This is a genomic window from Burkholderia sp. MSMB1078WGS, assembly GCF_001528895.1.
Classification (GTDB): Bacteria; Pseudomonadota; Gammaproteobacteria; order Burkholderiales; family Burkholderiaceae; genus Burkholderia.
The window spans coordinates 47,409-68,553 of sequence record NZ_LPDI01000032.1; the positions used below are offsets into that span (position 1 = coordinate 47,409).

Consider the following 21,145-nt stretch of genomic DNA (forward strand, 5'->3'; position numbering starts at 1 on the left):
ATTAAAAAACGTCCGCCGCCGCCCGATCACTGCCTTCCCCGGTCAGACGGCGGAACGTCGCTTATGTGCAAGTCGGCCTGCATGCATGTGTTTTCGACGACGATTGGCCCCGCCGTGCATGCAGACTCTCCGCGGCCGGCACATGCTTCATGTGCCGGCGACGCTCACCCCGCGCTTTATTTCTGCTACCCCGTAGAACTTATCTATTCTTTTCATTTTTTCAACTTGTGGGGTGAAGAATAGATATCGGCCGAACGGGATGTCAATCGTTTTAAACGCTATTTTCCGACGATTCAAGGGTTTTCCTTATCGAGCGACGCCACCGCGAAGGCGCTGCGCGCCGTGCGTGCGACGTCGATCAAACAGGGGAAGATCGATACGGGCAGGCGGGCGCGATCAGTTCGCGTCGACCCGGTATCCTTGCTGGCGCAACAATTCGAGCACGCCGCGCGGGCCACCCAGATGCAGCGCGCCGATCGCGACGAACAGCGGCCGGTTCGGCGCGGCGATTGCCGTCATCCGTGCAACGAAGCGCCGGTTGCGTTCGTACACGATCTTGTTGTCGAGCGACGCCGACAACGCCTTCGAATGCGCGAGCCGCTCGCTCTTCGCGACGGCCCATGCGGAGATCGCATCGGCGTCGCCAATTCGCCACAGCCGGTGCAGCGCCTTGATGTCATCGGCGTTCTGCGCGGGCGTCTGCACCATGTCCTGCGCGAGCATCTCGCGCTGCTCGGCGAGCGTCAGCCCGGTGAACGCGCGCATCTGTTCGGCGAGCGTCTCGAGTCCGATCACGCGGCCGCCCTTCTTCTTCAGGAACACGTTCTGCAGTTGCGCCTCGGTGCCGTATTCGGTCTGCAGGCCCGCCGACAGCGAATCGTAGGTCTCGACGACGAGCGCCGCGAGCCACGGCCGCATCTTGCGGATCTCGGCGAGCGCGGCCGGATTGCCGCGCAGGCGCGCCGCGAGCCGCTGCCACAGCGGCTCGGGCAGCAGGCGCTGCAGGCACGGGTAGCGACACACGCCGTATTTCGACACGTCGTCCTGCGATTCGAGCAGGTCGTCGGGCGACAGTTCGAGCGCGAGCGTCGGCGACGCGGCGAGCGCCGCGAGGATGCGCGGCCGGAACGGCTGCGCGCTCGGGTAATCGGACGGATCGCCCGTGTGCAGCGTGCCGAGCACGTAGAGCGTGACCTTGCCCTTGGTCGCGACGTAGAACGGCATGCGCGCCGGCTGCACGCGCACGGTGCCGCGCGACACCGTGCCGTCCGATCCGGCCGGCGCATGGAAGCCCGGCAGGCTCATGCCGGGCGGCGGAACCTGCGACGGATGAATCGGCGAAGTCGCCGGCGCACGCCCTTCGGCGCGCGCCGGCTCGACGGGCACCACGACGCTGGCCGCCACGCACGCGCCGGCCAGCGCCGCGCCCGTGACGGTGCGCACGCTCCAGCGCCGCGCGTAGCGGTATGCGCGCATCGCGCGCGCGCCGCCTGCCCCCGCACGGCGCACGCCGGACACGCGCGCCGCCAACGCTTCAGGCATTCTCCTCCCCGACCTCCTCGGCGCGATGGCAGGCCACGCGCCGGCCGTCCACTTCACGCAATTGCGGCTCCTCGACGCGGCACCGCTCGACCGCGTACGGGCAGCGCTGGTGAAACGAGCAGCCCGACGGCGGATTGAGCGGCGACGGCAGCTCGCCCTGCAGCTTGATCTGCACGCGGCGGTCTTCCTCGAAGATCGCCGGCGTCGCCGACATCAGCGCCTGCGTGTACGGATGGCGCGGCCGTGCGTAGATCGTCGCCTTGTCGCCGAGCTCGGCGACACTGCCGAAGTACATCACCATCACGTCGTCCGCGACGTGCTCAACCACCGACAGGTTGTGCGAGATGAACACGTAGCTCGTCTTGAACTGCTCCTGCAGATCCATGAACAGGTTCAGGATCTGCGCCTGGATCGACACGTCGAGCGCAGACACCGGCTCGTCGGCGACGACGATGCGCGGATCGAGGATCATCGCGCGCGCGATCGCGACCCGCTGGCGCTGGCCGCCGGAGAACATGTGCGGATAGCGCTTCGCGTGCTCGGGCCGCAGCCCGACCGTGCGCATGATCTGCGCGATGCGCGCGGCGCGCTCGGCGGCCGTCAGGTTCGCGTTGATCTCGAGCGGCTCGGCGAGCGTCTGCTCGACGGTCTTGCGCGGGTTGAGCGACGCGAACGGGTTCTGGAACACCATCTGCACGCGGCGACGCAAGTCGGCAACCGTGTCGCGGCTCGCGCCGGCCACGTTCTTGCCGTCGATCGTCAGGCTGCCCGACGTGGGCGTCTCGATCATCGTGAGCTGGCGCGCGAGCGTCGACTTCCCGCAGCCCGACTCGCCGACGACGGCGAGCGTCTTGCCGCGCTTCAGCGAGAACGACACGCCGTTCAGCGCCTTCACCGTGCCCTGCCCGAACATCCCGCGCTTCACCGAATAGTGCTTCGCGAGGCCGTCGGCCACCAGGACGTCCTCGTCGTGCGACACGTGGCGCGTATCCTGGACTGCATTCATCGTGCGCCTCCCGTCAGGTCGAGGTTGGAAACATTGAGCGGCTTGATGCAGCGCGCGCGCATCGCATCGTTGCCCGGCACCAGCGTGTCGAGCGCCGGCCGCGCCTTGCGGCAATCGTCGACGACGTACTTGCAGCGCGGCGCGAAGAGGCACCCGGACGGGCGATCATCGCGGCCCGGCACCATGCCCGGCAATGCGGCAAGGCGACGCGCCCCCCGATTGTGCTCGGGAATCGCCGCGAGCAGCGCTTCGGTGTACGGATGATGCGGCGCGCGGAAGATGTCGGGCACGCGGTTGGTCTCGATGACCTCGCCCGCGTACATCACCGCGACGCGATGCGCGACCTCGGATACCACCGCCAGATCGTGCGAGATCAGCACGAGCGCCATCCCGCGCTCCTTCTGCAGCTTCACGAGCAGATCCATGATCTGCGCCTGGATCGTCACGTCGAGCGCGGTGGTCGGCTCGTCGGCGATCAGGAGCTTCGGGTTGCACGCGACGGCCATCGCGATCATCACGCGCTGGTTCATCCCGCCCGACATCTGGTGCGGGAACGACGCGATGCGGTTCTTCGCATCGGGAATGCCGACCTGGTCGAGCAGTTCGAGCGCGCGCCGGTGCAGCGCGTCGCCGCGCAGGCCTTCGTGCAGCTTCAGCACTTCCTTGATCTGGTAGCCGACCGTGTAGCTCGGATTCAGGCTCGTCAGCGCGTCCTGGAACACCATCGCGATGTCCTTGCCGACGATCTTGCGGCGCGCCTTCGGCGACGCCTTCAGCAGGTCGACGCCGTCGAACGTGACCTCGTCGGCCGTCACCTTGCCGGGCGCGTCGATCAGGCCCATCAGCGCCATCATCGTCACGCTCTTGCCCGAGCCCGATTCGCCGACGACGCCCACCACCTCGCCCGGCGCGACCGACAGGTTGATCCGGTCGACCGCGGGCAGGCCGTTGAAGTTCACCGCGAGATTGCGGATAGTCAGTAGATTTTGGGTCATGTCGTCCTCCGCCGGGCCGCCCCAAGGAGGATGACCGCCCCCTTGGGGGGCAACGAACGAAGAGAGTGTGGGGGTCGTTTCATATCACGCCATCCGCTTCAGTTTGGGATCGAGCGCGTCGCGCAGCCCGTCGCCGAGCAGGTTGATCGCGAGCACCGAAATCAGGATCGACAGCCCGGGCATCGTCACGATCCACCACGCGTTGTCGATGTAGTCGCGCGCGGACGCGAGCATCGCGCCCCACTCGGCGGTCGGCGGCTGCACGCCGAGACCGAGGAAGCCGAGCGCGGCCGCGTCGAGGATCGCCGACGAGAAGCCGAGCGTCGCCTGCACGATCAGCGGCGCCGTGCAGTTCGGCAGCACCTGCGAGAACATCAGGCGCAGCGTGCCGGCGCCGGCCACGCGCGACGCGGTCACGTATTCCTTCTGCAGCTCGCCGAGCGCCGACGCGCGCGTGAGGCGCACGTAGGCCGGCAGCGCGACGATCGCGATCGCGAACATCGTGTTGGTGAGGCCCGGGCCGATGATCGCGACGACCGCGACCGCGAGCAGCAGCGACGGCAGCGCGAGCAGCACGTCCATGATGCGCATCACCGGCGTGTCGGCCCACTTCTGGAAGAACGCGGCGATCAGGCCGAGCACGATGCCGGGGATCAGCGCGAGCACGACCGACACGAAGCCGATCCAGAACGACATCCGCGCGCCGAACATCAGCCGCGAAAGAATGTCGCGGCCAGCTTCGTCGGTGCCGAGGATGAATTGCCAGTTGCCGCCGGCGAGCCACGCGGGCGGAATCTTCACGTAGTCGCGGTATTGCTCGACCGGGCTGTGCGGCGCGATCAGCGGCGCGAACAGTGCGACGACGATCAGCACGATCACGACGATGCCCGCGCCGACGGCGCCGCGGTTGCGCGAGAAGTTGGCCCAGAACTCGCGCAGCGCGAGCGCACGGCCGCCGGCCGGCGCGGATTCGCTCGGCAGGGTGTTTTGCAGATTGCTCATGGAATTACCTCGTGTGGCGGATGCGCGGATTCAGCACGCCGTACAGCAGGTCGACGACCAGGTTCACGACGATCACGAGCGTCGCGATCAGCAGGATGCCGCCCTGGACGACCGGATAGTCGCGGCGGCCGATCGCGTCGATCAGCCACTTGCCGATGCCGGGCCACGAAAAGAGCGTCTCGGTCAGCACGGCGCCCGCAAGCAGCGTGCCGATCTGCAGGCCGATCACGGTGACGACCGGGATCAGCGCATTGCGCAGTGCATGCACGACGACCACGCGCACGGGCGACAGCCCTTTCGCGCGGGCAGTGCGGATGTAGTCCTCGCGCAGCACTTCGAGCATCGACGAGCGCGTCATCCGCGCGATCACCGCGAGCGGGATCGTGCCGAGCACGATCGCGGGCAGGATCAGGTGGCTCACCGCCGACTTGAACGAGCCTTCGTCGGGCGCGAGCAGCGCGTCGATCAGCATGAAGCCCGTCGGATGCGGAAAGTCGTATTCGACGGCGATGCGGCCCGACACGGGCGTCCAGCCGAGGTACGACGAAAACACCATGATGAGGATCAGCCCCCACCAGAAGATCGGCATCGAGTAGCCGGTGAGCGCGGTGCCCATCACGCCGTGGTCGATGACCGAGCCGCGCCGCAGCGCGGCGATCACGCCGGCCGGCAGGCCGACGACGAGCGCGAACACGAGCGCGCACAGCGACAGTTCGACGGTCGCCGGGAAGCGCGCGAAGAATTCGCCCGCGACGCTCGTGTTGGTGATGATCGACGTGCCGAGGTCGCCGTGCAGCGCCCGGCCGACGTAGTGGAGGTACTGCAGCGGCAGCGGCTCGTCGAGCCCGAGGCGTTTCATCGCCTCTGCGTGCATCGCGGGATCGACGCCGCGCTCGCCCATCATCACTTCGATGGGGTCGCCCGGTATCAGGTGAATCAGCGCAAACGCCAGGATGGTGATGCCGATGAAGGTCGGGATCACCATCCCCACGCGGCGCAACACGAATCTGAACATGATGCGTCTCGTATTTTCTTGTGGGAAATGTGCGACCGGCGACGGGAAGCTTTTGGCCTCCCGCCGCCGGATGAGTTAGCCGGTCTTCGCGACAGCTTACGACAGGCGTGTTACTTCACGCTAACCCCGTCGAAGCGGGCATAGCCGAGCGGTTCGATACGCATGTCGACCACGTTCTTGCGCACCGGCTGATAGACCGTCGAGTTCGCGATCGGGGAGAACGGCAGTTGTTGCGCGAAGATCTGCTGCGCCTGCGTGTAGAGCTTCGTGCGCGCGTCCTGGCCCGTCGTCGTGCGGCCCTTCTGGACCAGGTCGTCGAACGGCTTGTAGCACCAGTGCGAGAAGTTGTTGCCCTTGATCGCCTCGCAGCCGAGCAGCGTGCCGAGCCAGTTGTCGGGATCGCCGTTGTCGCCGGTCCAGCCGATCAGCATCGTGTCCTGCTCGCCGCCGTGCGCGCGCTTGATGTACTCGCCCCACTCGTACGTGACGATCTTCGCCTTCACGCCGATCTTCGCCCAGTCGGCCTGGATCATCTCGGCCATCAGGCGGGCGTTCGGGTTGTACGCGCGCTGCACCGGCATCGCCCACAGCGTGATCTCGAAACCGTTCGGATAGCCTGCCTTCGCGAGCAGCGCCTTCGCCTTCGCGGTGTCGTAGGCAGCCATCTTCAGGTTCTTGTCGTACGACCATTGGGTCGGCGGCATCGGCGCGGTCGCGGCCTGGCCGGCGCCCTGGTAGACGGACTCGAGGATCGCCTTCTTGTTGATCGCCATGTCGAGCGCCTGACGCACTTCGAGCTTGTCGACCGGCTTGTGCTCGACGTTGTACGCGAGGTAGCCGAGGTTGAAGCCGGCCTGCGACGGCATGTCGACGTTCGGATCGGCCTTCAGCGTCGCGATGTCGGCCGGGCGCGGATAGCTCATCACCTGGCATTCGTTGCGCTTGATCTTCTGCACGCGCACGCCCGGATCCGGCGTGATCGAGAAGATCAGCTTCGACAGCTTCACCGCGCCCTTCTTCCAGTAATCAGGATTGCCATCGAAGCGGATCGTCGCGTCCTTCGTGTAGCTGCGGAAGATGAACGGGCCCGTGCCGATCGGCTTCTGGTTGATGTCGGCGGCCTTGCCGGCCTTCATCAACTGGTCGCCGTATTCGGCCGACAGGATCGACGCGAATTCCATCGCCATGTTCTGGATGAACGGCGCGTTCGGCTCGGCCAGCGTGAACTTCACGGTATACGGGTCGACCTTCTCGATCTTCGTGATCAGCTTGTCGAGGCCCATGTCGGTGAAGTACGGGAACGACACCGGGTACGCCTTGCGAAACGCGTTGTTCGGATCGAGCATGCGCTCGAACGAGAACACGACGTCGTCCGCGTTGAACTCGCGCGTCGGCTTGAAGAAGTCGGTCGTGTGGAACTTCACGCCATGGCGCAGGTGAAACGTGTATACCTTGCCGTCGGACGACACGTCCCACTTCTCGGCGAGGCCGGGCTCGACCTTCGTGCCGCCGCGCTCGAATTCGACGAGGCGGTTGTAGACGGTGAACGTGGCGGCGGTGAAATCGACGCCGGTCGTGAATTGCGCGGAATCGAAACCCGCCGGGCTGCCTTCTGAGCAGTAGACGAGCGTTTTGTTCGGGATCTGTGCGAATGCAGAGCCCGCGACGCCGAGCGATGCCGCTGCCACGCCTGCCATGGCGGTAACACGCAGGGTGTGCAACAGACGGTTGTATTCCATGTTTCCTCCAGGTCTCCAGATCGGAACCGGTCCCGCCAGGGTCCGGCGTACGCGGATATTACTTGAGCTAACGATGTGGCAACAAGCTGGAGAAAAAACTCTTCTAGATGCCCGCCGGGTTTTTGCCGATTTTTAGTGTGGGTAAAAAATGCGACAACGCGCGCGAGCGACGATTCCGTTCATTTCGCGGCATGTTTCGTTCGACGACTAAACAATTCGGGTGCGAACACGAAGGGGGCGACGCACCGTTTCCCCCGCGTTCCGCAGCACATCATTGCGTTTTGCGAAACGATGCGATGACCGTCTTCGAATCGTCATGTCGTCACGCCGGCGCATCGAGATCGGCGCTGCGCGCGGGCACGAACGCGACCGCGACGATCGACAGCGCGAGCCCCGCCATCACGTAGTAGGTCGGCGCGAGCGGCGTGCCCGTGACCTTGATCAGCCACGTGACGATGAACTGGCCGAAGCCGCCGAACAGCATCACCGCGACGTTGTACGCGATCGACAGCCCGGTCGAGCGCACGTTGGCCGGAAAGAGTTCGGCGATCATCGCGCCGAACGGCCCGTAGTAGCCCGCGAGCGTCACCGACAGCACGGCCTGTACCGCGATCAGCCGCCCGATGCTCGGCGCCGCGTCGAGCCACGCGAACAGCGGATACATCAGCGCGAGCGTCAGCACGAGCGACCACAGCGACAGCCCTTTTCGGCCGATGCGGTCCGACCACGCCCCCGCGACCGGCGACAGCACCATCAGCAGCAGGTTGCCGACGATCACCGCGTAGAACGATTCCGCATAAGGCAGCTTCAGTTGCTTCACCGCGAAGGTCGGCAGATAGCTGATCAGCACGTAGATCGTCACCGTGAGCGCGATCACCGAGCCGAGCCCGCACAGCACCTCGCGCGGGTGGCGCGTGAACACTTCGCCGAGCGTCGCGCGGCGCGCGCTTTGCTGCGCATGCAGGAATGCTTCGGAATCCGCGAGATGGCGGCGGATGTAGAAGCCGATCGGGCCGATCACGAGCCCGAGGATGAACGGCACGCGCCAGCCCCAGCTGCGCAGCGCGTCGTGCGACAGCCCGCGCGTGACGGCCGCGCCGACGAGCGCGCCGATCAGCAGCGCGGCCGCCTGACTCGCCATCTGCCAGCTGCCGTAGAAACCGCGTTTCGAGAACGGCGCGGCTTCGATCAGCAGCGCCGTCGCGCTGCCGAATTCGCCGCCCGCGGAAAAGCCCTGCAGCAGGCGGCCGAGCACGATCAGGAGCGGCCCGCCGATGCCGATCGCCGCATAGGGCGGCGCGATCGCGAGCAGGAAGATGCCGGCCGTCATCAACAGGATCACGAGCGACAGCGCGGCCTTGCGGCCCGCGCGGTCCGCGTACAGCCCGAACACGATGCCGCCGATCGGGCGCATGAAGAACGCGACGCCGAACGTCGCGGTGGTGAGCAGCAGCGACGAGTATTCGCTGGTGGTCGGGAAGAACAGCTCGGCGATCACGACCGTCATGAAGCCGAACACCGTGAAGTCGTACCACTCGAGCGCATTGCCGATCACGGCGGCCACCACCGCGCGCCGGTTCAGCGCACGCTCGGGCCGGGTCGCTTTCGTTGAATTCGCAATCGTCGCCATGCGTGCCTCGTCCTCGTGGATACGCCGTGTCGGGCGGTTCGGCGCGCGCGGTGCCGCGGCGCGCTGGTGTGCAGCGAGTGTAGAAAGCGGCGGAACCGTTTTCAAGCAATAAAAAACGCCCGCCATCGAACGACAGCGAGCGTGTTGCGGTTTTCGCCACAATGCGGCATCGCACGACGCCGCACGGGCCTCAACCCATCTTCGAGAAAGCGCTGCACCAGCCCTTCGCCGACACCTGCTTGCCGGGGAACGCGCCGCACGGGCCCGCAGCCGAGCCCTTCTTGCCCTGATACAGCATGCAGGCCGCGCAATCCTGGCCCGCTGCGTATTTCGGGTACTTCGTCTTGTCGACCTTCGTGGCATCGGCCTTGTAGCCGAGCGCCGTCGCGGTCGGATCGGTTTCCGACAGCATCGGCGCATCGGCCAGCGCTTCGCGCGACAGCGCCAGCGCGGACACGGCGCCAATGCTCGTAATCAGGAAACTCCGACGGGATGTTTTCATGGGGGACTCGCTCCAACGTTATCGGTTTGAAAGCCGTTCTGGCGACGGCGTACGACAGAATAACGCCCAAGCGGATAAATGTGCGCGCCGAAATGCCGGAGATAAGGGATTTCACACGGGCTCGTCCGGCCGGCCCGCGCGGCGGCGGGCCGTGCGTCACGCGCGCGACACCATGTCGCCGACGCGCTGCGCGAGCGCGAGCGCGGCGGTGAGCCCCGGCGACTCGATGCCGAACAGGTTCACGAGCCCGCGCACGCCGTGCTGCGCGGCGCCCTGCACGATGAAGTCGGCCGGCGGCTCGCCGGGCCCCGCGACCTTCGGCCGGATGCCCGCGTACGCCGGCTGCAGCGCATCGTCGGGCAGGCCCGGCCAGAATGCGCGAATCGACGCGTAGAACGCGCCCGCGCGCGCCGGATCGACTTCGTAGCGCAACGAATCGCACCACTCGACGTCCGGGCCGAAGCGCGCCTGCCCGCCGAGATCGAGCGTCAGGTGCACGCCGAGCCCCGCGCGATCGGGCATCGGATAGATCAGGTGCGAGAACGGCGCACGGCGCGACAGGCTGAAATAATTTCCGCGCGCGAGATAGAGCGGCGGCACCCAGCGCGGATCGAGGCCGCGTGTGCGGCGCGCGAGCGCCTGCGCGCCGAGGCCCGCGCTGTTGATCACGCAGGTGGCGTCGATCTCGGCCGGCGCGGCGCCGCCGGTGCGCACGATGAAGCGCCCGCCGCGCAGCACGTCGATCGCTTCGACCGGCGATTGCAGCGCGCACACGGCGCCGTCGCGCTCCGCATCGCCGAGCAGCGCGAGCATCAGCTGGTGGCTGTCGACGATGCCCGTCGACGGCGAGAACAGTGCCTCCACGCATTCGAGCGCGGGCTCGAGCGTCTGCGCCTCGGCGCGCGTGAGCGGCAGCAGGTCGAGTACGCCGTTTTCGGCCGCGCGTGCGGCGATCGCCTTCAACTGCTTCACCTGCGCGGCGCTCGTCGCGACGAGCAGCTTGCCCGTGCGCCGGTGCGGCACGTGATGGGTGTCGCAGAATTCGTACAGCAGGTCGCGCCCGTGCACGCACGTCACCGCCTTCAGCGACCCGCGCGGATAGTAGAGCCCCGCGTGAATCACCTCGCTGTTGCGCGAACTCGTGCTCGTGCCGATCGCGTCGGCCGCCTCGAGCACGATCGTTTCACGCCCGCGCGCGGCGAGTTCGCGCGCGATCGCCAGACCGACGACACCCGCGCCGATCACGACACAATCCGTCTGCTCCATGGCTTTTCGCGCTGCTCGCGCGTCGAAGGGAGAGAGGGGAATTGTACGTCCCGGTTCGCCCGCTTGCCGAACGCGCGCGCATCGCGGCGCGACGATGCGGCCGACCGCGCAACGAATGCCACGCGCGCACGCCGCAGCCGTGCGCGCGTGGCCGCGTCAGAAGCCGATCGGCCGGCGCTTCGCCGCGCCTTCGTCGGCGCGGATGTCGGCCGGCGCGATCGCGTCGCGGCCGTCGAGCCGCGCGGCGCCGAACGCGTGCAGCAGCGCGCGGCGCATCGTGCGCGGCGGCGTCGCGGCCAGCACGTCGAGCGCGTCGTCGCCGAGCGTATCGGGAAAGCGCCGCCCCCACGCATGCGACGTGCGGATCTCGTCGTAGATCGTCTGCGCGATCCGGCGCGCGCCGGCCGCATCGGGCGGCGCGATCTCGTACACGTTCATCCGGTTGAGCAGCGGCTCGGGGATCGCGTGCGCGTCGTTCGCGGTCGCGATCCAGATCACGTTGCCCGCGTTGATCGGCACTTCCGCGAATTCGTCGACGAACGCGCGCGCGGTGTCGTGCTCGAGCAACGCATACAGCGCGCCGAGCGGATCGTATTGCGCATCGCTGCCGGCCTTGTCGATTTCGTCGACCGCGATCACCGGGTTCGCGTAGCTGCCGTTCACGAGCGCGTCGAACACCTTGCCGGGCTTCGCGTTCTTCCATTGCGACGATGCACCCGACAGGATCCAGCCCGCCGTCAGCGAACTCATCGGCACGTAGTGGTACGCGGTGCCGAGCAGCTGCGCGAGCGCCTTCGCGAAATGCGTCTTGCCGATCCCGGGCGGCCCGAGCAGCAGGATCGGCATCAGTTCGAGCCGGTCGTCCGTTTCGAGACACAGCGCGATCTGCTTGCGTACGTCATCGAGCGGCTCGCCGAAATTCGGCAACGCTTCGCCGAGCGCGTCGAACGACGGCATCCGGTTCGGCTTCACGCAGAAACGCAGATTCCCCGTCTTGAGCATCTTCTCGTAGGTCGAGCGCAGTGCGTCGCTTGCGCTCTCGTTCAGGTCGCCCAGCGCCGTCTCGACCTGCTCGAGGTCGTACACCGTGCTGAAGGACGCCACCGCCAGTTCCTGTTTCACCATCGCCGTCGTCATACCTACCTCGCTGCACTTGCCGTCACATACTCATCAGACCCTTACGATTTCAGTGTAGCGATCCCGCATCGCCATGCAAGCAAGCAGCCGGGTGCGTCTGCTGCTAACAGCGCGCGCACGCTGCACGGCCGCGCGCCGCGGCGTATGATCGAAAGTTCACGAGGCTCGCGCCGGGCTCGCCGACGGCGCCCGCGCGCCGCGCACACGCTGCTGCGCACCTCGCCCGACGCCTCGCCCGAAGGGTTGCCGATGTCCATCCCCGCTGCTTCTCCGCGCGTCGACGCCGACGCGATCCGTTCCGTCGACGCCGCGCTCAAGTCGCGTCGTTCGGTCCGGGCGTTCCTGCCGACGCCCGTGCCGCGCGAGACGATCGAGGCGATCCTCGAAGCCGCGAGCCGCGCGCCGTCGGGCACCAACATCCAGCCATGGCGCGTGTACGTCGCGACGGGCGCCACGCGCGACGCGCTCGCCGCCGCGCTCACCGCGGCCTACGACGATCCGGCGCGCGACGAGAAATACGTTGCCGAATACGACTACTACCCGCGCGAATGGGTGTCGCCGTATATCGACCGGCGCCGCAAGGTCGGCTGGGATCTGTACGGCCTGTTGAACATTCGCCGCGACGAGAAGGCGCGCATGCACGCGCAGCACGCGCGCAATTTCCGTTTCTTCGATGCGCCGGTCGCGCTGTTCTTCACGCTGGACCGGGTCATGACACGCGGCGCGTGGCTCGATTGCGGGATGTTCCTGCAAGGCGTGATGACGGCCGCCCGCGCCCGCGGCCTCGATACCTGCCCGCAGGCCGCGTTCGTGCCGTTTCACCGGATCGTCGCCGACCACCTCGGCATTCCGCCGAACGAACAGTTCGTCTGCGGGATGGCGCTCGGCCATGCGGACCCCGACGCGATCGAGAACCGTCTCGTCACCGAGCGCGCGAGCGTCGCCGAATTCACGCGCTTTTTCGCTTGAAAACGCATGACGCGGCCTTACCTGTCGAGCAGGATCGCATCGTGCTGCGAACCTGCCGCGGCACGTCCCGTCACATCGCGACCGAAATCGATCGGGCGTAAGATGTGCGTCCGTTCCCCGCTATCCCGCGTTTCCGGAGACGTTTCATGCTGAAACACGGCCTGGCCGTCCTGCTTGCGAGCGTCGTGCTCGCCGCCCATGCGCAGAGCCCCGCGCCCGCCGTCGTCGCATGGGAAATCCAGGTGGTGCGCGACGGTCAGACGATCGACACGTTCCAGCAAAACACCACCGTGGGCCAGTCCCGCACCGATACCCATCGCTATCCGGCCGCCGTGCCGGTGGGCTGCGGCAATGCCGCGCGCGTCGTGCCGACCGAGCGCTCGCGCTCGGTGTCGGTCGCCCCGCTCGCCGTCGATGCCAGCGCGAACACCGTGTCGCTCGGGCTCGACGTGCAGGAAACGCTCGACGACGAAAACGCGCGCGGCGATCCGTGCTTGCCCGCGTCGCCGCGGCAAATCGTCGCGAGCCACCCCGGCCTGTCGGTCGGCGGCGACGCCTGGACCGACTGGACGCTCGTCGAGCAGCATCCGCATCTCGTCTACCGCGTGCGCGCGCACGTCGCGAAGGACTGAGCGTCATGTCCGCCGACGCCCTCTCGCTGCCGTTCGCCGAACCGCACGCCGCGCCCGACGAAATCACCGCCGTCAGCTGGAACCTGCACAAGGGCCGCTCGCCGCTCGGCTTCACCGCGTGGAACGCGATGCGCGACTGGATGCAGTCGACGCACGCCGACGTGTATTTCCTGCAGGAAGCGATGGCGCGCCGCATGCCGCGCCCGATGCTCGCCCCGGGCTTCGGCGCGCCGATGGACGACGCGGTCGACGACGTGTGGCATTGCCAGGCCACCGAGATCGCGCAGGCGCTCGACTGGCAGATCGCGCTCGGGCCCAACGTGTTCAAGCCGTCGTGGCGGCACGGCAACGCGATCCTGTCGCCGCATCCGCTCGACCTCGGCGGCCGCTGGGACATCTCCGCGCACCGCTTCGAGCGGCGCGGGCTGCTGGTCGCGCGCGCGACGCTCGCGGGCGCACGCCCGGTCACGCTGCTGTGCGCGCATCTCGCGCTCACGCGCGCCGCGCGGCTGCGCCAGATGCACTGGATCGCGCACTGGATCGTGCGCAACGCGGGCGACGGCCCGCTGATGCTCGCCGGCGACTTCAACGACTGGCGCAACGATTCGGTCGCGCTGTTCGGCGAGATCGGGCTGTCCGAGGTCGCGACGCTGCTCGGCGAATCGGGCCGCACGTTCCCGGCGTTCTCGCCGGCGCTCGCGCTCGACAAGATGTTCGTGCGCGGCCTGACGCCGCTCGAATGGCGCGCGCCGTCCGGCGAGGCCGCATGGCTGTCGGACCATCTGCCGTACATCGCGCGCCTGCGCCTCGATCCGCAGTAAGTTGCCCGGTCGGGCGCGCCGCCGGTCACGGCGCCGCCGGAATGCGCCGGCCTCGGCGCGAAACGGGCGGCCGACCGACGAAAGGTCGTTGAAAGGATATGTTGCGCCAAATCCGCGCGGCCGCGGGGGTCAAGCCCGCGATCCGCGTCAACAGGGTAAAATAACGAGTTCCTCAAACGTCTGTCATCGAGAAGGCGCGTGTCCGACGCGCCGGCCGGCCGATCCGCGATCGGGCCGTCGCACTCGGTTTTTTGCCCGTTTTTGGGCCCGTTACACGCGTTCGCCACGCGCGTCCGTTTTCAAAGCCATGAGCAAATACGACACCGCCACCGTCCAATCCGTCCATCACTGGACCGACACGCTTTTCAGCTTCACCTGCACCCGTGAGGCGAGCCTGCGCTTCAACAACGGCGAATTCACGATGGTCGGCCTCGAAGTCGACGGCAAGCCGCTCGCGCGCGCCTACTCGATCGTCAGCCCGAACTACGAAGAGCATCTCGAATTCTTCAGCATCAAGGTGCAGAACGGCCCGCTGACGTCGCGCCTGCAACACCTGAAGGTGGGCGACAAGGTGCTGATCGGCAAGAAGCCGACGGGCACGCTGGTGGCCGACAACCTGCTGCCGGGCAAGACGCTGTGGATGCTGTCGACGGGCACGGGCCTCGCGCCGTTCATGTCGATCATCCGCGATCCGGACATCTACGACCGCTTCGACAAGGTGATCCTGACCCACACGTGCCGCCTGAAGGGCGAGCTCGCGTACATGGACTACATCAAGCACGACCTGCCCGGCCACGAGTACCTGGGCGACATCATCAAGGAAAAGCTCGTCTACTATCCGACGGTCACGCGCGAAGCGTTCGACAACGAAGGCCGGATCACCGACCTGATCGCAACGGGCAAGCTGTTCACGGATCTCGGCGTGCCGGCGTTCTCGCCGGAAAACGACCGCGTGATGCTGTGCGGCAGCACCGCGATGCTGAAGGACACGACCGACCTGCTGAAGCAGGCCGGCCTCGTCGAAGGCAAGAACAGCGCGCCGGGCCACTACGTGATTGAGCGCGCGTTCGTGGACTGATCGATCCCCCAATTTGCGCGTCATCAAGAACCGGAGCGAAGCTCCGGTTTTTTTTCGTCCCTACTTGGCGAATTCGTAACAAACTGGGACCATTCCATCTCAAATAGTTACATTTTGATACGTCATCGTGGGGTGGTCGGGTGTCAGTGTTTTTCCTACAACACCTTCATTCCGATTATTCACATTTACCCTTAAATGACCGCCTGACATGACCTTTTCGGAAATTTTGAGATATTATTCGGCGCGCGTGGTTGCCGTTCGGATGAGCGTGGAAGGGTCGGATGCAAGTGTTACAAGATGTAACTTTTGTTACCTCGGCATGGAGCGACTCCGTGGCGGCGACCGTCGTCGAAACGGCAGCCAGCCCACGCAGCCAGCCGGTGTCTGAACCGCTTTCTGACAGCAGGGAGAGTCATGGATACGTCGCTTAACGCGCCCTTGGGCGCCCACGCCCCGTTCCCGTCGCGGCAGCGCATGCCCGGCTACGCTGCTACGCCGCCCATGGCCGACGAAGCGTCGGGACGCGACGCGTCCGACGCACGGATCGCGGCACTTTCCGCCCAGCTTCTCGCCGCCGACGAAGCGGCCCGCCGCCATTTGGCCGGCGAGCTGCACGACGGGCTCGGCGCCGAATTGACCGCCGCCCGCTTCGCGCTGGCAAACGTTCAAACATGGCTGCCGGCCGATGCGCCGGAAGCCTGCCTGCGCGCACTGACGCTGGCGCAGCAGGCGCTCGACGCCGCGACCGACGCGAATCGCCGGCTCATCGACGAACGCGCCGCGCCGGCGCTCGACGCCGGCATGGTCGGCGCGCTGGCGTCGTGGATCGACACGCATGCGGCGCGCACCGGCCTGCGCACGAGCTTCGTGTGCGCGGCCGACGCACGCCTGACGCAGCTCGCCGGCGCAGGCGCGCTCGCGGTGTTCCGCGTCGCGCAGGAGGCGCTGTCGAACGTCGCGAAACACGCGCGCGCGACGGCGGTCGACGTCCGGATCGTCACCGACGGCACGCATCTGTCGCTGAGTGTCGCCGACGATGGGACCGGTTTCGCCCGGTGCCGCCGCAACGGCTACGGCCTGGCCGGCATGCGCGCCCGCTGCGAGGCGTTCGGCGGTAGCTTCGAGACGGCCACGCCAGCAACCGGGCGCGGCACGCGCGTCACCGCGCGCTTCGCGTGGGCTTCGCTGCTCGCGGTGTCCGGCGCAGCACGCCGCACGTCGCTTTCGTGAGGTCGCGATGAGCCTGAACATCCTGCTCGTGGACGATCACGCGATCGTCCGGCAAGGGATCCGCCAGTTGCTGATCGATCGCGGCGTCGCGCGCGACGTGACCGAGGCCGAGAGCGGCGGCGACGCGATGGCCGCCGTCGACAAACAGGAATTCGACGTGATCCTGCTCGACATCTCGCTGCCCGACACGAACGGCATCGAGGTGCTCAAGCGCCTCAAGCGCAAGCTGACGCGCACGCCGGTGCTGATGTTCTCGATGTACCGCGAGGACCAGTACGCGGTGCGCGCGCTGAAGGCCGGCGCAGCCGGCTACCTGTCGAAGACGGTCAACGCCGCGCAGATGATCGGCGCGATCCAGCAGGTCGCGGCCGGCCGCAAGTACGTGAGCCCCGCGATGGCCGAGGCGCTCGCCGAATACGTGTCGTTCGAGAACGAGCCGCTGCCGCACGAGAAGCTGTCCGATCGCGAATACCAGACGCTCTGCATGCTCGCGTCGGGCAAGCGGCTCACCGATATCGCGAACACGCTGTCGCTGTCGGTGAAGACGGTGAGCGTGTACCGGTCGCGGCTGCTCGAGAAGATGCGGCTGTCGAACAACGCGGAACTCACGTTCTACGTGATGAGCAACCGGCTCGTCGACATGGCGCCCGCGGCCGGCGCCTGATCCGATCCCCGGCCCACTCGAATTCGTCCGATCCGGCGACGCGGCGCATGCCGCGCCGCGCTCGACCGCACCCGTTTCGCGCACAAACGCTTGTTTTATCGGACGATTTCGCGGCGCCCCGCTGCGCCGCAGCGGGGCTTGTACGCCAAATCGGCTAAAATCATGGGTTTTCACTTAGTTGGCGCGCCGTGCCTGCGCGTGCTGGCGATTCATCCGCAATGTCCCTCTTCCGCAAGAAAAACGTCGATCGCATGATCGCCGGCGCGCAAGCCGCCGGGCTCAAGAAAGCGCTCGGCGCGATCGACCTCACCTTCCTCGGCATCGGCGCGATCATCGGCACCGGCATCTTCGTGCTGACCGGCACCGGCGCCGTCCAGGCCGGGCCGGCGCTGATGCTGTCGTTCGTGATCGCCGCGATCGCGTGCGGCCTCGCCGCGCTGTCGTACGCGGAGTTCGCGTCGACGATCCCCGTCGCCGGCTCGATCTACACGTATTCGTACGCGACGCTCGGCGAGCTCGTCGCGTGGATCATCGGCTGGGACCTGATGCTCGAGTACGGCCTCGCGTCGTCGGCCGTGTCGGTCGGCTGGTCGGGCTACCTGCAGTCGCTGCTGCAAGGCTTCGGGCTCACGCTGCCGACCGTGCTCACCGCCGCGCCCGGCGCGGTGCCGGGGGTCGTCACGTGGTTCAACCTGCCCGCGTTCCTCGTGATGATCGTGATCACGACGCTGCTGTCGATCGGCATCCGCGAATCGACCCGCATCAACAACATCATGGTGTTCATCAAGGTCTCGGTCGTGCTGCTCGTGATCGCGGTCGGCCTGTTCCACGTGACGCCCGCGAACTGGAAACCGTTCATGCCGCACGGCTGGAACGGCGTGTTCGGCGCGGCCGCCGTGATGTTCTTCGCGTTCATCGGCTTCGACGCGGTGTCGTCGGCGGCCGAGGAAGTGAAGAACCCGAAGCGCGACCTGCCGATCGGCATCATCGCATCGCTCGCGGTGTGCGCGGTGCTGTACGTGACGGTCGCCGCGGTCGCGACCGGCATTGTGCCGTCCGCGCAGTACGCGAGCATCTCGCACCCGATCTCGTACGCGCTGCAGATCGCCGGCGAGAAATGGGTGGCGGGCTTCATCGACCTCGGCGCCGTGCTCGGCATGCTGACCGTGATCCTCGTGATGAGCTACGGCCAGACCCGCATCATCTTCGCGATGTCGCGCGACGGCCTGCTGCCGGCGGCGCTGTCGCGTGTGCATCCGCGCTTCGCGACGCCGTTCCTGACGACCTGGCTGGTCGGCCTGTTCTTCGGGCTGATCGCCGCGCTGGTGCCGCTCAACGTGCTCGCCGAGCTGATCAACATCGGCACGCTCGCGGCGTTCTCGATGGTGTCGATCGCCGTGCTCGTGCTGCGCCGTACGCACCCCGAACTGCCGCGCGCGTTCCGCTGCCCGGGCGTGCCCGTGGTGCCGATCCTCGCGGTCGCGTCGTGCCTGTTCCTGATGCTGAACCTGCAGCCCGTCACGTGGGCCGCGTTCGGCATCTGGCTCGTGATCGGCCTCGCGATCTACGCGCTGTACTCGCGGCACCATTCGAAGCTCGCGCACGGCCACCCCGACGCGCACTGAGCATCCGTGATGGCGCGCCTTCCGCGGTGCGCCATCACGAGAACCCCACGCGGGGCCGGCACCGGCTCCGCACGTCCGTCTCTCCCGAACCTTCGGCCACCGCGCGATCGCTGTCCGATCGTCGCAATCTCTTGCCCGATTCTCCGGATTTGCCTGCCCGGCCGGCGCGCCGCCTGCACGCGCGCGCCGGGCGGTTCATAATCCCGCCATCGAACGACGGCGCCGCCCGACGGGCCGTCCGGCAACAGGAAAAAACGATGGAAAGCGTCGATCTCGATGTACTGAAATCCAGCGCGCGCTGGCTCGAAGAAGGGCGTCGCGTGCTGCTCGTGACGGTCGTGAAGACGTGGGGCTCGTCGCCGCGCCCCGAAGGCGCGATGCTCGCGGTGCGCGAGGACGGCCTGGTGGTCGGCTCCGTGTCCGGCGGGTGCATCGAGGACGACCTGATCGCCCGCGTGCATGCGAGCGGCATCGCGGCCGATGCGCGCCCGGAAGCGCTCAAGTACGGCGTGACGGCCGAAGAAGCGCACCGCTTCGGCCTGCCTTGCGGCGGCACGATCCAGCTCGTGCTCGAACCGCTCACGCGCGATAGCGGAATCGCCGCGCTGTGCGCAGAAGTCGAGGCCGGCCGCCTCGTCACGCGCACGATGACGCTCGCGACCGGCCGCGCGTCGCTGTCGCCCGCGCAGGCGACCGACGGGCTCGCCTTCGACGGCGAACGGCTCGTGACGATCCACGGGCCGCGCTACCGGATGCTCGTGATCGGCGCAGGACAGTTGTCGCGCTACCTGTGCCAGATCGCGGTCGGGCTCGACTACCAGGTGACGGTCTGCGATCCGCGCGAGGAATACACGGACGCGTGGGACGTGCCGGGCACGCGCGTCGTCCGCACGATGCCCGACGATACGGTGCTCGACATGAAGCTCGATGCGCGTTCGGCCGTGATCGCGCTCACGCACGACCCGAAGCTCGACGATCTCGCGCTGATGGAAGCGCTGAAGACGCCCGCGTTCTACGTGGGCGCGCTCGGCTCGCGACGCAACAACGCGGCGCGGCGCGAGCGGCTGCGCGAATTCGATCTGAGCGAAGCGGAGCTGGCCCGGCTGCACGGGCCGGCCGGCATCTACATCGGCAGCCGGACGCCGCCGGAAATCGCGATCTCGATCCTCGCGGAGATCACCGCCGCGAAGAACAACGTGTCGCTGCCGACGATCCTGCAGGTCGAAGGCGCGAAGGCCGCACGCGAAATCGCGGCGAACGGCGGCGCGGCCTGCGGCCTCTGACCGGCGGCGGCGGGCGGTAACGCTCCCGCCGGGCGCCGGCGCCGGCCGGCGCGAACGTCGATCAGCTCAGGCCGGCCGCCAGCGCGGCGGCAACCGAACCGACCACCAGCACGACGCCGACCGTACGGCGCTTGTTCAGCTCGGTCCACAGCAGCACGCCCGTCAGCGACAGCAGGATCAGCGAGCCTGCGATCGTGTCCATCAGCAGCACCCAGCCGAGATTCATCCCGACGCCGCGATGCAGGTTGTTCAGCGTGGTCAGGAACGTGTTGCCCGTACGTTTCACGGACACGTAGCCGTTGCCGACCCAGTACTCGCCCTGCAGGTTCTGGTGCGGCCCGAACACGCCGAATTGCCAGTGCTCGGGCTGCATCACGCGCTTGTCGCCCCACGCGACGGCCTGCGCAGGCTCCTTGCGCATGCGGCCCGGCTTGCCGTCGAAATGCAGCTCCTGCTGCAGCCATTTCGTCATCGCGGCGGGCGTCTTCGGCACCGGATCCGGCAGCGCGATCTGCATTTCCTCGACCTGCGGCTCGCCGGTCGAAATCTTCAGCGGCGGCGCGCGGTGATTCAGCAGCACGCCCGTCACGCCGAACAGCAACCCGAGCACCGCGCCCCACAGCCCGACCCAGCCGTGCACCTTGCGCAGCCACTTGATGAAGGTCGCGCGGCGCGAGCGCTGGCGGCGCGCGGCCAGTTCGTCGTCGGTCAGCGGGCGGCCCGCCGGGTGCAGCACGGTGACGCCGGCGCGCGGCAGGCCCGTCTTGGGCGGGTCGATCGTTTCGGGCGCGTTCACGCGAAAGTATCCATTCGTTCAAAACGACGGGCGGCGCGCAAGATGTACGCGCCGCCCGGGCAGCATGAAAATGAGAATGGATATCATTACATAAATCGCAAGCCGGCTCAATCCGTACGCGCACGAAGCGGGAGGTCCGGTGTACGCGCAAACGCGGAAGAAGGCATGCGTTGCAATCCGATGACGAACGATAGACGAAAAATACCGGCAGAA

19 protein-coding genes are annotated in these 21,145 nt (G+C 67.3%); 8 read left to right on the forward strand and 11 right to left on the reverse strand.

The window, feature by feature from the left end; all coding sequences use genetic code 11:
* Nucleotides 1–396: 396 nt before the first annotated feature.
* The 10 genes from WT24_RS07370 to WT24_RS07415 form a co-directional block, all read right to left on the reverse strand.
* Nucleotides 397–1,542: a TraB/GumN family protein gene (locus WT24_RS07370; RefSeq protein WP_059500622.1), complete on the reverse strand. Its 1,146-nt coding sequence runs from the start codon at nt 1,540–1,542 to the stop codon at nt 397–399.
* Nucleotides 1,535–2,548 (reverse strand): peptide ABC transporter ATP-binding protein, encoded by a 1,014-nt coding sequence (locus WT24_RS07375; RefSeq protein WP_059500621.1) that lies wholly within the window; start codon nt 2,546–2,548, stop codon nt 1,535–1,537. Before WT24_RS07375 ends, WT24_RS07370 begins: the two co-directional genes overlap by 8 nt.
* The gene (locus tag WT24_RS07380; RefSeq protein WP_059500620.1) at nt 2,545–3,543 is read right to left on the reverse strand and encodes an ABC transporter ATP-binding protein; all 999 of its coding nucleotides are present in this window, start codon (nt 3,541–3,543) and stop codon (nt 2,545–2,547) included. The genes WT24_RS07375 and WT24_RS07380 overlap by 4 nt, the downstream gene beginning before the upstream one ends.
* An 84-nt stretch (nt 3,544–3,627) precedes the next feature.
* Nucleotides 3,628–4,545 carry an ABC transporter permease subunit gene (locus WT24_RS07385; protein WP_059500619.1) on the reverse strand — a complete coding sequence of 306 codons (918 nt, stop codon included), beginning with the start codon at nt 4,543–4,545 and terminating at the stop codon, nt 3,628–3,630.
* A 4-nt stretch (nt 4,546–4,549) separates the two neighbouring features.
* Nucleotides 4,550–5,560 (reverse strand): ABC transporter permease subunit, encoded by a 1,011-nt coding sequence (locus WT24_RS07390; protein WP_059500618.1) that lies wholly within the window; start codon nt 5,558–5,560, stop codon nt 4,550–4,552.
* A gap of 110 nt (nt 5,561–5,670) precedes the next feature.
* Nucleotides 5,671–7,299, reverse strand: a complete 1,629-nt coding sequence (locus tag WT24_RS07395; protein ID WP_059500617.1) for an ABC transporter substrate-binding protein — start codon at nt 7,297–7,299, stop codon at nt 5,671–5,673.
* Between the two features lie 322 nt (nt 7,300–7,621).
* On the reverse strand, nt 7,622–8,929 hold the full coding sequence (locus WT24_RS07400) for an MFS transporter (RefSeq protein ID WP_034208629.1): 1,308 nt from the start codon (nt 8,927–8,929) through the stop codon (nt 7,622–7,624).
* A 190-nt stretch (nt 8,930–9,119) separates the two neighbouring features.
* Nucleotides 9,120–9,431: a high-potential iron-sulfur protein gene (locus tag WT24_RS07405; protein WP_059500616.1), complete on the reverse strand. Its 312-nt coding sequence runs from the start codon at nt 9,429–9,431 to the stop codon at nt 9,120–9,122.
* A 156-nt stretch (nt 9,432–9,587) separates the two neighbouring features.
* A complete protein-coding gene (locus tag WT24_RS07410; protein WP_059500615.1) occupies nt 9,588–10,697 on the reverse strand; it encodes an NAD(P)/FAD-dependent oxidoreductase in 1,110 nt (369 codons plus the stop codon).
* Nucleotides 10,698–10,853: 156 nt separating this feature from the next.
* Nucleotides 10,854–11,834, reverse strand: coding sequence for an AAA family ATPase (locus WT24_RS07415; protein WP_034208632.1), 981 nt, complete (start codon nt 11,832–11,834; stop codon nt 10,854–10,856).
* Nucleotides 11,835–12,083: 249 nt separating this feature from the next.
* On the opposite strand from WT24_RS07415, the gene WT24_RS07420 reads away from it, so the two are divergent.
* From WT24_RS07420 to WT24_RS07455, 8 genes are all read left to right on the forward strand, one after another.
* Nucleotides 12,084–12,803, forward strand: a complete 720-nt coding sequence (locus tag WT24_RS07420) for a nitroreductase (RefSeq protein ID WP_059500614.1) — start codon at nt 12,084–12,086, stop codon at nt 12,801–12,803.
* 146 nt (nt 12,804–12,949) lie between these two features.
* Nucleotides 12,950–13,435: a hypothetical protein gene (locus WT24_RS07425; RefSeq protein WP_059791028.1), complete on the forward strand. Its 486-nt coding sequence runs from the start codon at nt 12,950–12,952 to the stop codon at nt 13,433–13,435.
* A 5-nt stretch (nt 13,436–13,440) separates the two neighbouring features.
* Nucleotides 13,441–14,256 (forward strand): endonuclease/exonuclease/phosphatase family protein, encoded by an 816-nt coding sequence (locus WT24_RS07430; RefSeq protein WP_034208635.1) that lies wholly within the window; start codon nt 13,441–13,443, stop codon nt 14,254–14,256.
* 307 nt (nt 14,257–14,563) lie between these two features.
* Nucleotides 14,564–15,334: a ferredoxin--NADP reductase gene (locus WT24_RS07435; RefSeq protein ID WP_059500612.1), complete on the forward strand. Its 771-nt coding sequence runs from the start codon at nt 14,564–14,566 to the stop codon at nt 15,332–15,334.
* Nucleotides 15,335–15,748: 414 nt separating this feature from the next.
* Nucleotides 15,749–16,564, forward strand: a complete 816-nt coding sequence (rqpS, locus tag WT24_RS07440) for a quorum system sensor histidine kinase RqpS (protein ID WP_060032289.1) — start codon at nt 15,749–15,751, stop codon at nt 16,562–16,564.
* Nucleotides 16,565–16,571: 7 nt separating this feature from the next.
* The gene (rqpR, locus tag WT24_RS07445) at nt 16,572–17,228 is read left to right on the forward strand and encodes a response regulator transcription factor RqpR (protein WP_059500610.1); all 657 of its coding nucleotides are present in this window, start codon (nt 16,572–16,574) and stop codon (nt 17,226–17,228) included.
* A 218-nt stretch (nt 17,229–17,446) separates the two neighbouring features.
* On the forward strand, nt 17,447–18,853 hold the full coding sequence (locus WT24_RS07450) for an amino acid permease (RefSeq protein ID WP_059500609.1): 1,407 nt from the start codon (nt 17,447–17,449) through the stop codon (nt 18,851–18,853).
* Nucleotides 18,854–19,110: 257 nt separating this feature from the next.
* The gene (locus tag WT24_RS07455; protein WP_034208640.1) at nt 19,111–20,136 is read left to right on the forward strand and encodes an XdhC family protein; all 1,026 of its coding nucleotides are present in this window, start codon (nt 19,111–19,113) and stop codon (nt 20,134–20,136) included.
* A 61-nt stretch (nt 20,137–20,197) separates the two neighbouring features.
* Here the strand turns inward: WT24_RS07455 and WT24_RS07460 are convergent, their stop codons facing one another.
* A complete protein-coding gene (locus WT24_RS07460; protein ID WP_059791030.1) occupies nt 20,198–20,932 on the reverse strand; it encodes a PepSY-associated TM helix domain-containing protein in 735 nt (244 codons plus the stop codon).
* Nucleotides 20,933–21,145 lie beyond the last annotated feature (213 nt).

Coding starts and splice junctions, on each gene's coding strand:
- WT24_RS07370 (WP_059500622.1), bottom strand. CDS start 1,542: ATGCCTGAAGCGTTGGCGGCGCGCGTGTCCGGCGTGCGCCGTGCGGGG.
- WT24_RS07375 (WP_059500621.1), bottom strand. CDS start 2,548: ATGAATGCAGTCCAGGATACGCGCCACGTGTCGCACGACGAGGACGTC.
- WT24_RS07380 (WP_059500620.1), bottom strand. CDS start 3,543: ATGACCCAAAATCTACTGACTATCCGCAATCTCGCGGTGAACTTCAAC.
- WT24_RS07385 (WP_059500619.1), bottom strand. CDS start 4,545: ATGAGCAATCTGCAAAACACCCTGCCGAGCGAATCCGCGCCGGCCGGC.
- WT24_RS07390 (WP_059500618.1), bottom strand. CDS start 5,560: ATGTTCAGATTCGTGTTGCGCCGCGTGGGGATGGTGATCCCGACCTTC.
- WT24_RS07395 (WP_059500617.1), bottom strand. CDS start 7,299: ATGGAATACAACCGTCTGTTGCACACCCTGCGTGTTACCGCCATGGCA.
- WT24_RS07400 (WP_034208629.1), bottom strand. CDS start 8,929: ATGGCGACGATTGCGAATTCAACGAAAGCGACCCGGCCCGAGCGTGCG.
- WT24_RS07405 (WP_059500616.1), bottom strand. CDS start 9,431: ATGAAAACATCCCGTCGGAGTTTCCTGATTACGAGCATTGGCGCCGTG.
- WT24_RS07410 (WP_059500615.1), bottom strand. CDS start 10,697: ATGGAGCAGACGGATTGTGTCGTGATCGGCGCGGGTGTCGTCGGTCTG.
- WT24_RS07415 (WP_034208632.1), bottom strand. CDS start 11,834: ATGACGACGGCGATGGTGAAACAGGAACTGGCGGTGGCGTCCTTCAGC.
- WT24_RS07420 (WP_059500614.1), top strand. CDS start 12,084: ATGTCCATCCCCGCTGCTTCTCCGCGCGTCGACGCCGACGCGATCCGT.
- WT24_RS07425 (WP_059791028.1), top strand. CDS start 12,950: ATGCTGAAACACGGCCTGGCCGTCCTGCTTGCGAGCGTCGTGCTCGCC.
- WT24_RS07430 (WP_034208635.1), top strand. CDS start 13,441: ATGTCCGCCGACGCCCTCTCGCTGCCGTTCGCCGAACCGCACGCCGCG.
- WT24_RS07435 (WP_059500612.1), top strand. CDS start 14,564: ATGAGCAAATACGACACCGCCACCGTCCAATCCGTCCATCACTGGACC.
- rqpS (WP_060032289.1), top strand. CDS start 15,749: ATGGATACGTCGCTTAACGCGCCCTTGGGCGCCCACGCCCCGTTCCCG.
- rqpR (WP_059500610.1), top strand. CDS start 16,572: ATGAGCCTGAACATCCTGCTCGTGGACGATCACGCGATCGTCCGGCAA.
- WT24_RS07450 (WP_059500609.1), top strand. CDS start 17,447: ATGTCCCTCTTCCGCAAGAAAAACGTCGATCGCATGATCGCCGGCGCG.
- WT24_RS07455 (WP_034208640.1), top strand. CDS start 19,111: ATGGAAAGCGTCGATCTCGATGTACTGAAATCCAGCGCGCGCTGGCTC.